General features: G+C 59.7%; 11 protein-coding genes. 6 read left to right on the top strand and 5 right to left on the bottom strand.

The window, feature by feature from the left end; genetic code table 11:
* Positions 1-478 precede the first annotated feature (478 nt).
* From PYR65_RS26145 to PYR65_RS26130, 4 genes are all read left to right on the top strand, one after another.
* Positions 479-688: a cold-shock protein gene (locus PYR65_RS26145; RefSeq protein WP_060637157.1), complete on the top strand. Its 210-nt coding sequence runs from the start codon at positions 479-481 to the stop codon at positions 686-688.
* 171 nt (positions 689-859) lie between these two features.
* Positions 860-1,081, top strand: coding sequence for a hypothetical protein (locus tag PYR65_RS26140; protein ID WP_407951367.1), 222 nt, complete (start codon positions 860-862; stop codon positions 1,079-1,081).
* Between the two features lie 233 nt (positions 1,082-1,314).
* Positions 1,315-1,695: a DUF6481 family protein gene (locus PYR65_RS26135; protein ID WP_276122229.1), complete on the top strand. Its 381-nt coding sequence runs from the start codon at positions 1,315-1,317 to the stop codon at positions 1,693-1,695.
* Positions 1,696-1,836: 141 nt separating this feature from the next.
* Positions 1,837-2,091 (top strand): AbrB/MazE/SpoVT family DNA-binding domain-containing protein, encoded by a 255-nt coding sequence (locus PYR65_RS26130; RefSeq protein ID WP_276122228.1) that lies wholly within the window; start codon positions 1,837-1,839, stop codon positions 2,089-2,091.
* 130 nt (positions 2,092-2,221) lie between these two features.
* Here the strand turns inward: PYR65_RS26130 and PYR65_RS26125 are convergent, their stop codons facing one another.
* Complete coding sequence (locus tag PYR65_RS26125; protein ID WP_276122227.1) at positions 2,222-4,408, bottom strand: mechanosensitive ion channel family protein; 2,187 nt, start codon at positions 4,406-4,408, stop codon at positions 2,222-2,224.
* Between the two features lie 165 nt (positions 4,409-4,573).
* Positions 4,574-7,813 carry a PAS domain S-box protein gene (locus PYR65_RS26120; RefSeq protein ID WP_276122226.1) on the bottom strand — a complete coding sequence of 1,080 codons (3,240 nt, stop codon included), beginning with the start codon at positions 7,811-7,813 and terminating at the stop codon, positions 4,574-4,576.
* A gap of 279 nt (positions 7,814-8,092) precedes the next feature.
* Between PYR65_RS26120 and glgX the strand changes: the two genes are divergently transcribed.
* The gene (glgX, locus tag PYR65_RS26115; protein ID WP_276122225.1) at positions 8,093-10,162 is read left to right on the top strand and encodes a glycogen debranching protein GlgX; all 2,070 of its coding nucleotides are present in this window, start codon (positions 8,093-8,095) and stop codon (positions 10,160-10,162) included.
* 40 nt (positions 10,163-10,202) lie between these two features.
* Here glgX and glgA read toward each other — a convergent pair whose 3' ends face one another.
* Together glgA and PYR65_RS26105 are read right to left on the bottom strand one after the other, a co-directional pair.
* Positions 10,203-11,681, bottom strand: coding sequence for a glycogen synthase GlgA (glgA, locus tag PYR65_RS26110; protein ID WP_276122224.1), 1,479 nt, complete (start codon positions 11,679-11,681; stop codon positions 10,203-10,205).
* A 249-nt stretch (positions 11,682-11,930) separates the two neighbouring features.
* On the bottom strand, positions 11,931-12,170 hold the full coding sequence (locus tag PYR65_RS26105) for a DUF2934 domain-containing protein (RefSeq protein WP_276122223.1): 240 nt from the start codon (positions 12,168-12,170) through the stop codon (positions 11,931-11,933).
* Positions 12,171-12,488: 318 nt separating this feature from the next.
* Between PYR65_RS26105 and PYR65_RS26100 the strand changes: the two genes are divergently transcribed.
* Complete coding sequence (locus tag PYR65_RS26100) at positions 12,489-12,857, top strand: hypothetical protein (protein WP_060637234.1); 369 nt, start codon at positions 12,489-12,491, stop codon at positions 12,855-12,857.
* 11 nt (positions 12,858-12,868) lie between these two features.
* Here PYR65_RS26100 and PYR65_RS26095 read toward each other — a convergent pair whose 3' ends face one another.
* Positions 12,869-13,516: a spermidine synthase gene (locus tag PYR65_RS26095; RefSeq protein ID WP_407951376.1), complete on the bottom strand. Its 648-nt coding sequence runs from the start codon at positions 13,514-13,516 to the stop codon at positions 12,869-12,871.
* Positions 13,517-13,632 lie beyond the last annotated feature (116 nt).

Raw genomic sequence — 13,632 nt, 5'->3', positions numbered from 1 at the left:
CTTGAGGATCGCCGCAGGCATGTGCTGCGGGCAGTCCCAACGCTTCGCCTCAGATATGTGGTATCGCGGTGTGCCCAAGTTGGGCTTGGTGTCGCCGCTATAAATGGGCTCAATTGGCGGGGTTCGATAGGCACACAAAGCTGGACGCATTGTCGTCATTTGCTGAACAATTGAAAATCACTGTTCAAGGATGAGCCGGATTGCAGTCGTGAAATTTTTGCCTCTCCGGCGACGAATAAAGACGCGGGAAGAAGAAAGGAATACAACCGGAAATATTATCCGGCGCAGCCAAAAAAACTAAAAGTTGACAGGACGTAAAGGACAGCCTATATACCTGTCATCGATAGTTGTTTGACTGATATTTGTTTCTGCCCGCGCTTGCCGCGTCTCTGACGAACTTCCCCCTTCAAAAATCGAGACTGCTGATCACCGTGCGTCGTACGGTGACGGATATTTGTTGCTATTGAAAGGGTTCGTTATGACCACTGGCACAGTTAAATGGTTCAATTCCACCAAGGGCTTCGGCTTCATTCAGCCTGACAACGGCGGTCCGGACGTATTCGTCCATATCTCCGCTGTCGAACGGGCCGGCATGCGCGAAATCGTCGAAGGCCAGAAGCTTGGCTACGAGATGGAACGCGACAACAAGTCGGGCAAAATGTCCGCTTGCCAGCTTCAGGCTGCTTAAATCGGACGTAGCCTCTCCGATGACCACGGATGTACTGGCATCGTCGACGAGGCGAAATCCAATGGAAGGTCAGGCTAGTCGCCTGGCCTTTTTTCTTGGCGAAACCGCCAAACCACGCGCCGTCTTCGACAGAACGATCTGGACGAAACGCCGGTGCGACAGCACCAGGATATGATTTTGACCGAGAATTCGACCAAAGCCCGCGATCAGGCGGAAACGGCGTTCAGCCGGACACAGACCCAGTTCATGGCCCGCAGCCGGACGATTTCCGAGATCGATGCCGTGGCAGCCGAGCGGGATGCAAAGACCCTGCGGCTGCGCGAATTGCGGCTGGAAAAGGAAGCTGCTGCAACCGCCAAGGCGGCGGCCGCTGAAAAACAAACAAAACGCTGATTGTTTGTCGCGGCTTTTACGGCCGCCATATAGCTGTTATCATTCAGTTCTACTGAAATAGGACGCAAAAGACGGCGGCCTCTCTATTTTTTTGGCGCTTCCACCCTATCTTGGGAAGGCGCAAAATGCGAAACGACACAGATGCCGGCCGGCACGGCGACGAATGTTCTCCCGGCCATGACCGGCCAGAGCTAAATTTACAAACCTGAATCGACAAACAAGGACGACGAAGATTGAGACACGCATCCGATAATGGCTTTGCCGATCGGCGCAAAGCCGCAGCCGAAGCCAAGCAGCAGCTTTTGAAGAAGTTTGCATCGGCACCGAAGGCTGATGACCCGGAACTGGCAGCAAAGCTCGCCGAGCGGCAGGCCAATACGGCTGCGCGCGAAGCCCGCCGCGCCGAACGCGACCGCCTGAAGCAGGAAGAAAACGAGCGCCAGCTCGCAGAAGCCGCAGCGCTGACCGCCGCCGCCGAGCTGGAATCGAAAGCCGAAGCTGCCGCCCGCGAAGAAGCCGCCCGCGATCGCATCGCCCGCGTCGTTGCCGACGAAGCCGAGCGCAAGGCCGAGCGCGATCGCCGCTATGCCGCCCGCAAGGCCCGCCAGCGCTAATCAGGAGCGAAGGCCGGAGAGATTCCGGCCTCCTCCCTGTCTCTTGAGCCAAAGACCCTGCCCCAGATTGCTGGCAACATGGCTGTCACTTCATCGCTTGAATGATAAGAATCAATCCACCTCAGCGGCCTGGAGGATGCGATGTTGAGCACCGTCAAGAAATCCGGCAATTCGACATATATCATTATCCCCAAGCCAATGCTGATGGAATTGGGCGCCACGGCCGGCGATCATGTTCAGCTCATCGTTGACGCGGGTAGCATCATCATTGAGCGCGTGATCACGTCACCGCGACAAGGCTGGGCCGCCGATGCCAAACGGCTGGCAGCAAACGGGGATGATGTCTCCGGATGGTCCGAATTTGGCAATAAAGATGACGACGCTTTGACATGGTGAAGCGCCGCTCCTTTGGTCCCGCGCGCTTGACAAGAAACCCCTCGTTAAACGTTTGGGCATCGTTCCACCACCAGTCCTCAAACAAACGCTGAAGACATTGCGGGACCTCTACGAGGAATAGCACCTGCCATCAGGCACCCTCCCCGCTTTCGGCCAGCTTCTTCTGATCCATCGCCGCCTTCACCGTCGCAGCCGCGGCTGCCGCTGCCGACGGGTCGTTGCTGGCGACCTGGACTGTGGGAGAGGCAAAGACGATGCCATTGGTGGTGAATGCTTCCCGGATCATCATATAGGCCTTGCGGCGGATCGTCGTCTGGTATCCCGGTTTGGTCATCATCGCGAAGCTGAGGTTGATGCCATAGTCGCCGAACTGTTCGACGCCCTTCATCTTCAGGGTTTCCAGGATCATCGAGCCATATTCCTCGTCCTCGAGCAGCGCTGCGCCAACACCCTTGACCATCTTGCGGACCTTGTTGATGTCGGTGTCGTAGCCGACCGAGATGGTGAATTTGTCGATCACCCAGTCGCGGCTCATGTTCTGGACGGCACCGAGCGTACCGAACGGAACGGTGAAGACCGGGCCGCGATGGTGGCGCAGCCGCACAGAGCGGATGCTGAACGATTCCACGGTGCCCTTGTAGCTGCCGCTCTGGATATATTCCCCGACCCGGAACGCATCATCCATCATGTAGAAAACGCCGCTGATCACATCCTTGACCAGGGTCTGCGAACCAAACCCGATGGCCACGCCGAAAATGCCCGCACCAGCAATCAGCGGGGCCACCTGAACGCCAAGGCCGGAGAGAACCATCAACACGGCGATGACGGCGATCAGTACGGCTAGCACGGTCCGCAGCAGCGGCAACAATGTCAAAAGCCGCCCATTGCGCGCGCCATGCGCCGTGTCGCCGGTCGCGGAACTCCTGGCCTGTTCCAGCGTGCGGTTGATCACCGCCTTGACGATCTGCCAGAGAATGTCGGCGACCAGCAGAATGACCGCACCGGCCAAAACGCCCTGGATGATATGATCCGCCATGCCCTCGCCGGTAAACATCGACGAGCGCTTACTGACAATGAAGGCAAGCCAGAGCACGGCAAGCGTGATGATGGCCGCCCGCGCGCCGCGTTCCACAAGAACCTCGATAACGGGATTGCCGCCGGGCATTCCGGGCCGGGCCGCGAACGCGTTTCTCGACACTGCCGTGGTGGCTTTCAGAATGCCCGGCAATATCAGCGCATAGATGCCCACCCAAAGAATGATGACGAGACCTGCAACCCAGAGCACCCAGAGCAGGCAGAGATAGAATGTCAGCGCCCATTCGACAGCGCCCCGGCCATGCGGGCGGGCGATCGCTGCCGGGCGGTTCCAGATGGTTTCAATACCGACCAGCAGCAGTCCGAGACCAAGGGCATAGACGACGACGCCCCGCACTGCCGGCGCAATGGTCAAGGCTTCCATGACGCCCGCCAGGGACCAGCCGGTAAACAGGATGCACGACAACCAGAAGATCCGCCTGTACCAGAAGGCCCCGGAGGCGTGATCGGCAGCGGCAAGGCCAGCCGCTTCGGAAGCGCCGCTCGCCGGCCCAAGCAGCAGCAGCCGGGCAATCCGGATAACGAAACGGCAGGCAATGACGCCCAGAAGCAGAGGCAGCATCAGCGCATCGAGCAGCGGCGGCCATGTCATCGCCATCAACAGGCCAAGGCTTGCCAAGCTGAACGCGACGAGCGGGGCCAAAAGCGCAAACAGGTGCCGGCCGGCGGCATAGAGCGGGTTTTCCGGCGCACCGTCCGCATGGGCCAGATTTGCATGCATGCGGCTGCGGCGTCCAATGCGATGAAACAGCCATTCCGCCCCAAGGCCGATCGCCACCAGTGTCAGAAACAGCACGAACACACCGAAGGGACCATGGCCGTTGATATCGTCAGCAATGGTTGCGCCCGCGCGCATGAACTCGGAAGGGAGCAGCGGAATGGCCTGGCCGATATGACGCAGATGATCCCGCACCCGGTCGCCAAAGGCGTTGAACTCCGTCGCGGACATATTGGTATCAGCGTCGGCAACGGGTGCCGCCGTCTGCCTGTTGAGCAAGGCGCGTATTTCGGGGTCGTCGAGCAGCTTGATCAGTTGATCGACCTTGTCGGAGCTCGCCGGTGGACTTGCCGCCTGTACACTTCCCGTCTGTGGATTTGCCGTCTGTGAATTTGCCGCCTGTGCGAGGGCCGGCTGGATCATCGCTGGACCGGCACCCAGCACCAAAGCCGCCAAGCACCACAACCGCAAGACCAACAGCCTGATATTACCAGATGCTCTCATAGGCCGACCCCTCAGCTCACACCGCCGCAATGGCACTTTCTTGCATTTTAGAAAGTTAGAGCACTCACCGGGAGCTTTGTCACCTGCAACCCCGCGTCGAAGAAAAACGCACGGTGTTTTGTTCCATTATGGGAACGGATGTTGCTGAAAAAGCGTCTTGAGACTTTACCCTCGTGTCACAAGAGCGATAGCCTGCGCCAATGCCTCGCCGGAAAAAGGCTTGACCACCAGTTGCACATTCGGCCCGAGCGTCACGCCCTCAACATGGCTGTTGCCGGTGGCGAATATGACCGGCAGGCCGGGAACCAGAACCTTGGCACGCTCCGCCAGCATCACGCCCGACATATCGGGAAGCCCGACATCCGTGACCAGAACATCGATCGGTTGTTCCGACAGCACGGCAAGCGCTGTCTTCGCGTCGGCAGCCTCCAGAACGATATGTCCCTGGTCTTCCAGCATATCGACCGTGCTGGCGCGGATAAGCCAATCGTCCTCGCAGACGAGGACAGTCTTTTTCCCGTCCGGTTTCTGATCGTTGGCAGCGTCATGTGCCGGTGTTTGCGCCGGTGATGCCACAGCCGGTTCCTTTGCCAGAACATGGCGGATCCGGCGGGCCAACGCTTCCCGCGTATAGGGCTTGCTCAAGAGTTCGACCCCTTCATCCAGGCGGCCGGAATGGACAATCGAGTTTTCGGTATAGCCGGATGTGAACAGGACGCTCAGTTGCGGCAGCCGTTCCCGCGCCTTGCGTGCCAGTTCCGGGCTTTTCAACGTGCCCGGCATTACCACATCTGTGAACAACAGGTCGATGGAGGCACCGCTTTCGATCACCGTCAGCGCGCTCTGCGCATCCTTGGCCTTCAAGACACGGTAGCCAAGGTCGGTGAGAATGGCGACGACGGTTTCGCGAACGGCTTCGTCGTCCTCGGCCACGAGGATGGTTTCGCTGCCGCCGGTGATCGGTCCCGCATCCCGCTCGATCAGAACGTCTTCCGACTGCATCGACCGGGGCAGATAGAGCTTGATCGTCGAGCCATGCCCCAGTTCGCTGTAGATCTTGATATGGCCGCCCGATTGCTTGACGAAACCATAGACCATCGACAGGCCGAGCCCGGTGCCCCGGCCCTCCGGCTTGGTGGTGAAGAAGGGTTCGAATACCTTTTCCAGGATGTCCGGCGCCATGCCCGAGCCAGTGTCGGTCACCGCCAGCAGAACATATTGGCCGGGCGGAACGTCCGCATAAGCCTCGGTATATTTGGCATCGAGATAGGCGTTACCCGCCTCGATCGTCAGCTTGCCGCTACCGCTCATCGCGTCGCGAGCATTGATGGCGAGATTGAGGATAGCATTCTCGACATTGCCGGGATCGATATGGGTGTTCCACAAACCACCCGCGACGATTGTCTCGATTTCGATGGCCTCGCCGAGAGACCGGCGCAAAATATCGTCGAGATTGCGCAACAGGCGGCCGATATTGACGACTTTCGGCGCGAGCGGCTGGCGTCGGCCGAATGCCAGCAGTTGCGAGGCGAGCTTGGAGCCGCGCGCAACACCGGCCATGGCATTCTGGACGCGCTGCTCGGCGCGCTCATTGCCGGGCACTTCATTCAAAAGCAGCTGAAGATTGCCGCTGATCACCTGCAGCAGATTGTTGAAATCATGGGCGACGCCGCCAGTGAGGTTGCCGATCGATTCCATCTTCTGGCTCTGGCGCAGGGCATCCTGGGTCTGGAGCAGTTCGGACGTGCGTGCTTCGATCCGCTGTTCGAGCGTTGACGCCAGTTCCGCCAGCGCCGCTTCGGCGATCTTCTGTTCCTGGATATCGGTGTTGGTACCGATCCATTTCTCTATCCGGCCGGCGCGGTCACGCAGCGAAACGGCACGGGCGATATGCCAGCGATAGGCGCCGTCATGCCGGCGAAGCCGGAACTTGGTCTCATATTGGTCACCGGTATGACGGGCCGCGGCCCAGGCTTCGGCGGCATCGCCGATATCGTCGGGATGAACGATGACACCCCAGTTTTCGCCATCCAGAGTGCCCGCAGGCGCGCCGCTATAGCGGTAGACCCGGTCGTTGAACCAGTCCAGCATGCCATCCGGCGACGCCGTCCAGACGTGATTGGGCATCGACTGCGCCAGGTTGCGGAACCGGGCCTCGCTTTCGGCGACCGCTTTTTCGGCAAGCTTGCGGCTGGAAATATCGACGAAAAGCGCTGCAAACCGGTCGGGCGCGGCCTTGCGGGCGCGAACCTCGAACCAGCGCCCATCCAGCGCAGCCACCTGAACCTCGAAAACCTGCGCTATGCCGGTATTGACGACCTCGGCATAGGCTTCGAAAACGTCGTCGGAAATCATCGGAATAACGTCGCGGACGCTGCGTCCGAGCGCGCTATCGGCCGGGACGCCGGAATGCTTTTCGAATGCCGGATTGACTTCGACAAACCGGAAATCGTGGATCAGGCCCTGAGGGTCGCGGATGACCTCGCCGACAAAAAAGCCTTCCTGCATCTGTTCGAACAGGCCGCGCCAGCGCGCTTCGCCCTCGCGGACCGCAGCCTCGGCGCATTTACGGTCGGTAATGTCGAACGCAATGCCGATGAACCGCCTCTGGCCACTTTCGGGGCTTGATACGACCTCGCCGCGCCGGGCAATCCATCGGACCTGCCCGGTTTGGGGGTCGATCCGGCGGTATTCGGCATAGTCGAGCGGATTGCTCTGGCTGAGTTTCGCCGGACCGGTATTGGCCCGGTCGTCCGGATGCAGAAGACCAACCAGGAGCTTGTCGGTCACCACCACGTCGGGCGCAAGGCCCCAGATGCGGCGATATTCGTCCGATACCTCCAGCATGCCGGTTTGCGGGTACCATTCAAACGTGCCGATGCCGCCTGCCTCTTGTGCAATGCGCAGGCGCTGCTCGGTCCGCACCCGGTGAGTGGTGTCCTTGATGATTGCCAGCACGCCGGCCGGCACGCCGTTCTCATCCGGAACCGCACTGTAATCGAGGTTCAGCCAGACATCCTCCGGCGAACCGTTGCGCTCGATGACCAGATGCTGGTCGCGGTAACCAAGCGTCCCGCCGCCCAGCACCACTTTGAGCACATTGGCATTGAACTCCGCCACCTCCGGCCAATGTTCCCTGACATTCGAGCCGAGCGAAACGGGATGGCGCTGACCGGCAAAGGCGGCATAACCTTCATTGTAGATCATCACGCCGTCGCCGCCCCACAAAAGGATCATCGGCACCTTGGCGCGCAGGATGATCGCAACGACGGATTTCAGATGATAGGGCCAGGTTGAAAGCGGGCCGATCGAGGTTTTTGACCAGTCGAAATCGCGGATCAGCGCCGCAAGCTCGCCACCCTCGGCCAGGAACGGGTATCGCGTGTCGGATGCAGGCGCTTGCATGAAAACCTGAAATGAAAAGAGGGCCCCGGCTGCCAAAAAGATCGCAGCAGGCGCTAAATAGCGCGTTTCATCATGACATCAATCCGGCAAAGATAATATTCGCCGTTTTTCCGGCCGGGATGAAAGAGATCGCCGCGATATCAGCAAACAAGAGCCGATCCCAAGCCGAACAGCGAAATATTTGCATTCCGGGCTCTTCCGGACGGAACAAAATGATGCGCTGCACAATTGGGTGGGGCAGATTTTGTACAGAGGGGATTTTCGCACGTGGATGCCAAGGTGAACCAGCATAAAATAGAGCCCGGCGAGTGGCAGCAGCTTGGCGCTGTTCCGGACAAGGACGGCGTCAACTTCGCCCTGTTTTCCGCCAATGCCGAGCGAGTCGAACTCTGCCTGTTCGACGACAGCGGCGCGGTCGAGACGGCGCGCATCGAGCTGCCGGAATATACGAACGAAGTCTGGCACGGCTATATTCCCGGCCTGAAGCCCGGCGCGCTCTACGGCTACCGCGTTCACGGCGCCTACGATCCGGCCAACGGCCATCGCTTCAATGCTAACAAGCTTCTGATCGACCCCTATGCCCGCGAACTGGTTGGCGATGTCGCCTGGTCGAGCGCGCATTTCGCCTATGATCTCGAAGCGGAGGACAAGGACCTGTCCTTCAACGACAGCGATAGTGCTGCCGGCATGCCCAAATGCCGGATCATCGATCCGAGGGCCTATGACTGGAAAGCCGATCGCGGTCCCAACATTCCCTGGTCGAAGACCATCTTCTACGAAACCCATGTGAAGGGCTTCACGCAGCTGCACCCGGCTATTCCGGAAAACCTGCGCGGAACATTCGAAGGGCTCGGGCACAAGGCTATCGTCGATTATCTGAAAAGCATCGGCATCACCTCGGTCGAGCTCTTGCCGATCCATTTCTTCCCCGATGATAGCCATCTGGCGGAAAAGGGTCTGCGCAATTTCTGGGGCTATAACAGCCTGGGTTTCTTCGCACCGGCAACGCGCTACTACGGTCCACGCGCCATGGACGGTTTCCGCGACATGGTGCGGGCTCTGCACGATGGCGGCATCGAGGTCATTTTGGACGTGGTCTACAACCACACCGCCGAAGGCAACGAACTCGGCCCGACTTTGTCCTTCAAGGGCATCGACAATTTTTCCTATTACCGCACCCTGCCCGACAATCACCGCTACTATATCAACGACACCGGCACCGGCAACACGGTCAACACCTCGCATCCGCGCGTCCTGCAGATGGTCACGGATTCGCTGCGCTACTGGGTCGAGGAGATGCATATCGACGGCTTCCGCTTCGATCTCGGCACCATCCTTGGCCGGGAACCCGAAGGGTTCGACCAGCGTGGCGGCTTCTTCGATGCGGTGTCGCAGGATCCGGTTCTTTCCAGGACCAAGCTGGTCGGCGAGCCCTGGGATATTGGCCCCGGCGGGTATCAGGTCGGCGGCTTTCCGCCGGGCTGGGCGGAATGGAACGACAAGTACCGCGACACCGTGCGCGATTACTGGAAGGACGGCGACGGCACGGCGCCGGATTTCGCCGCCCGCCTGCTCGGCTCCGGTGATATTTACGACCAGCGCGGACGGCGTCCGTGGGCAAGCGTCAACTTCATCTCGGCCCATGACGGTTTCACCCTCAACGACCTCGTCTCCTATAACGAGAAGCACAACGAGGCGAACGGCGAAGACAACAAGGACGGCCATAGCGACAACCGTAGCGCCAATTACGGCGTGGAAGGCCCCACCGACGATGCCGCCATCAACGCCGTTCGCGACCGGCAGAAGCGCAACCTGCTTGCCACGCTGCTCTTGTCCCACGGCACCCCGATGCTGCTTGCCGGCGACGAGTTCGGCCGCAGCCAGATGGGTAACAATAACGGTTATTGCCAGGACAGCGAGATCAGCTGGGTCCATTGGGAAAACCTGCCCGGCAGCGCCGAAGAACTGCGCGATTTCGTTCGTCAGCTGACGGGCTTGCGGGCGGCCCAGCCGCTGCTGCGCCGCGAAAGCTGGCGCGACGGTATGACCGTGACATGGTTCAATCCCGGCGGCGGCGAGCAGACGGAAGAGCAGTGGCAGGACGAGGGTGGCACGACGCTTGGCGTGCGTCTCTCCCGCGACGACCTTAAAGGTGTCGATGGCGTCTGGTCAGAGGCACTGATCCTGTTCAACCCGCATGACGGACCCGTGCCGTTCAAGCTGCCGGATTCGTTGTCCGGCTCCTGGGCCTGTGCGCTCACGACTGGAGACGCGGCGGAAACCGGCACGGACGTGCCGGCTGACTTCGAGCTTCCCGCCCGCAGCCTCACCCTGCTGCATCCGGCCTGATACGGATCAATCGAAGATGACGGCGCCCATCGCGGCGCCGTTATTCTGCAGCCTTCACGCGCGGAACGGACCGCGTCTTGCGGGCCGGAATGAGCTGCGCGTAAAGTGCCGCATATTGCTCGGCACTGCGCTCCCAGGAGAAATTGGCCTTCATTCCCTGGTTCTGCAGCCGGGCCCATTTCTTCGGTTCACGATAGGCTGCAAAGGCGCGGTGGATGGAGAGCCGGAGGTTTTCTGCCGTTGCCGGGTGGAACTGGAAGCCGGTTGCTACCCGCGCCGAAATCGCCGCGTCATTGGCATCGATGATGGTTTCCGAAAGGCCGCCGGTGCGCGACACGACCGGAACCGCACCGTACCGCAGAGCATAGAGCTGGGTAAGCCCGCAAGGCTCAAAGCGTGATGGCTGGATGATGACATCGCTGCCACCGTGGATAAGATGGGCCGTCGCCTCGTCATAGCCGACACGCACGCCGATGCGATCAGGATGCCGGCCGGCAGTCGCCAGAAGCGCCGTCTCGATATGTTCCTCACCCTTGCCCAGCACGATCAGACGGCCGCCCAGCGCTGCGATCTCTTCTGCCACCTCTGCCAGCATGTCACCGCCTTTTTGCCATGTCAGCCGGGTTACGGCGGCAAAGACGGGTCCGGGACCATCGTCGAGGCGAAAGGTCTCTAGGAGTTTTGCGCGGTTCTGTCCCCGCTGCCTGATCCTCTTGTGATCGTAATTGACAGGCAGGTAGGCATCCGTGGCCGGGTTCCAGATATCCATGTCGATGCCGTTGACGATCCCGGTCAAGGTGCGCGGACGCGAGCTCAGCGCCCCTTCCATGCCCATGCCGAGGTCCGGCCCGATGACTTCACGCGCATAGGTGGGGCTCACCGTCGTGATGGCGCTGGCGGTACGGATGCCGCCCTTGAGATAGCTGACATCCCCATAATATTCGAGGCAATCGAGCGAGATGGCTTCCGGCGGCAGGCCGATCTGGCTGACGACCGAGGTCGGGAACTGTCCCTGGAATGCCAGGTTGTGGATTGTCAGGACGCTTGGAACCTTCCGGGCATTGCTGGAATAGTGCATGTAAACCGAGGTCAGCGCGGTCTGCCAGTCATGGGTGTGAACGACATCGGGCGACCAGTTGGCCAGCAATCCGCCGGCAATGGCCGATGCCACATAAGACAGGACGGCAAACCGTTTCCAGTTGTCGGGATGATCGTGGCCGGTTTCGTCGAGATAAGGACCGCCTGGCCGGTTGTAGAGGGCGGGCGCATCAAGGATTAAAAGATCGAGCTGTTCATAGCGGGCTTCAAGCAACGAGGCAGGAGCCCCAAACAGGTCCGGGAAGAAATAGATCTGGCGGGCGTCGGGAAGCTTTGAAAACAGTTGCGGGTAGCCAGGCACCAGCGTGCGCGTATAGCAATTATAGCCCTCCAGGGCCTTGGGCAGCGAGCCTGTCACATCTGCAAGCCCGCCGGTCTTGATCAATGGAAAGACTTCCGACGTCACCGATAGTATCTTCACGCAGGTCACGTTCCTTGTAGCACCGGCCTTTAATCACCGGTTATTAACGACGCAGCTGCGACACGACGCAGGCCGCAAAGACATGATGTTGCAAAGCGATGATGATGTCCCCCGAAAAGCGCATCGCAAGCGCAAAAAGTTTTTGCATCGCAAAATAAAGCGATGGACGTGCTCTGATTTTCGTTCACTCCCGCATGTTTTTAGATGCTGACGTAAAACCGAAGCAGCGAGAGGAGAGCTTTCAAAGAATTATGTAGTTTTGCTGCGCTTGCGGGCAGCCGGTTTGACTGGTTCTTCGTGGACAGCGGCTTTTGGTTTGGCGGCCTTGGCTTTCTTTTTCGGCGTATCGCCGCCTGAAGCGCCAGCTTCCTCCGTCAGTTCCCGCAGGGCCTGCAGCCAATGCACATCATGACTTCCAGCAGGGCGGCCATCGGATTCCCAAAGGGCATAGGCTCGCAATCTGATGTCGTCTTCACTGATCTCCGTCATCTCTTTTTATCCTTGTCGAAATGGCCACATAGAAACTTCTGCGCGAGCGCTTGGTTCCCAGAGAACACCGTTTAAGACCAACATATCGCGTTCAATATCCGCCACGATCAAACCTCGCGTCAAAGCAGAATGACACGCCGTAAGACCAGGAGCCAGACGCGGTTTGAAAAACTGTTCTGCGATGATGACGCGTGACGTGCGCATGCCTCAAACCACAACCAGCGAAACGCGTTTTCTCGCAAGGCTATGGAACCAAAAGCGCCCATAATCGTTATGACCGGCGCACCGGCATGGGGGCCGGCGTTTCAGGAGTGTATCATGAAAAAATTCGTGCTTGCCTTGGTGCTGCTGGCCTCCCCGGCTGCTGCACAGACGGTGAAGGTTGAGGATATGTGCGTGAAAGTCGCCAAGAATCTTCTGATGACCGAAACCCTGCACACCGGCGTCGTTCAGTCTTTTCCCGAACTCAAGCCGCCAGGCGCGCGCATGACCTATTCGACCCGCGACGGCGTTGAGAAAAAGGACATGGTCGATACGATCGAATGCCAGTTCGAGAGCGCCACGGCACCGTTCAGGCTAAAAAAGTTCTGCCTGTCGAGCACCTGCTATTCTGCCGATGAAAAGAACGAGGAAAACAAGCGCCGGTTCGATGAAGTGCGCATCCTGCTGGAACGCGAAGGCCTCTGACGGAAAGAGTGTCAGGCTGCCTTTTTCGTGGCCATCCAGATGACATGGCGCGCCCCACGGCCCTTGGTGCTGGCGCGCACTGATAATTCCTCGACCACGAAGCCGGCCTGCTTCAGCCTGCGCGTGAAGGCGGCATCGGGCGCTGACGACCAGACGGACAAAACACCGTTCGGCCTGAGCGCCTTGCGCGCCTCTCGTAGCCCGGCGACGCTGTAGAGATCGTCGTTTGCCCTGCGGGTCAGTCCCTCCGGCCCGTTATCAACGTCGAGAAGGATCGCGTCATAGTCTCCGGTTGCCGACTGAATGAGGCGGCCGACATCGCCTTCGCGGATCGTTACCCTTGCATCATCCAGACAGCCGGCAAACACCGCCGCCATCGGCCCGCGCGCCCAGGTAACGACGGCAGGCACGAGTTCCCCGACCGTGATCCGGGCATCCAGCGGCAGTTCGGCCAGGGCAGCGCGCAACGTAAAGCCCATGCCCAGCCCGCCGATCAGCATATGCGGTTTTGAATGGGTGCGGATACGCTCATGGGAAAGACGGGCCAACGCCTCCTCAGAGCCGCTCAACCGGCTGTTCATGAGTTCGATCGTGCCGAGCATGATCGAAAATTCTGTTCCGCGCTGTTTCAGCCGCAGCTCGCCGCCGCCATCGGGCATGATCGCTGTGTCAATGAGGGTCCAGGGTATCACGGGCGCTTCCAATCGTTGAGGCGCCCGCGATAGCACAGATGATCAGCAAAAACAGCCTGGAGCATCTGCGAACGGAACCGACT

Source organism: Pararhizobium qamdonense (genome assembly GCF_029277445.1).
In the GTDB taxonomy this organism is placed as follows: Bacteria; Pseudomonadota; Alphaproteobacteria; order Rhizobiales; family Rhizobiaceae; genus Pararhizobium; species Pararhizobium qamdonense.
Note: the sequence above shows the minus strand (reverse complement) of the source record. Positions and strands in the feature narration are given on the sequence as shown.

Bases quoted from the DNA above. Each gene is read 5' to 3' on its own strand.
- PYR65_RS26105 (WP_276122223.1), bottom strand. From the start codon at position 12,170: ATGACGGAGATCAGTGAAGACGACATCAGATTGCGAGCCTATGCCCTT.
- PYR65_RS26095 (WP_407951376.1), bottom strand. From the start codon at position 13,516: ATGCCCGATGGCGGCGGCGAGCTGCGGCTGAAACAGCGCGGAACAGAA.
- PYR65_RS26125 (WP_276122227.1), bottom strand. From the start codon at position 4,408: ATGAGAGCATCTGGTAATATCAGGCTGTTGGTCTTGCGGTTGTGGTGC.
- PYR65_RS26120 (WP_276122226.1), bottom strand. From the start codon at position 7,813: ATGCAAGCGCCTGCATCCGACACGCGATACCCGTTCCTGGCCGAGGGT.
- PYR65_RS26130 (WP_276122228.1), top strand. From the start codon at position 1,837: ATGTTGAGCACCGTCAAGAAATCCGGCAATTCGACATATATCATTATC.
- PYR65_RS26145 (WP_060637157.1), top strand. From the start codon at position 479: ATGACCACTGGCACAGTTAAATGGTTCAATTCCACCAAGGGCTTCGGC.
- PYR65_RS26100 (WP_060637234.1), top strand. From the start codon at position 12,489: ATGAAAAAATTCGTGCTTGCCTTGGTGCTGCTGGCCTCCCCGGCTGCT.
- PYR65_RS26140 (WP_407951367.1), top strand. From the start codon at position 860: ATGATTTTGACCGAGAATTCGACCAAAGCCCGCGATCAGGCGGAAACG.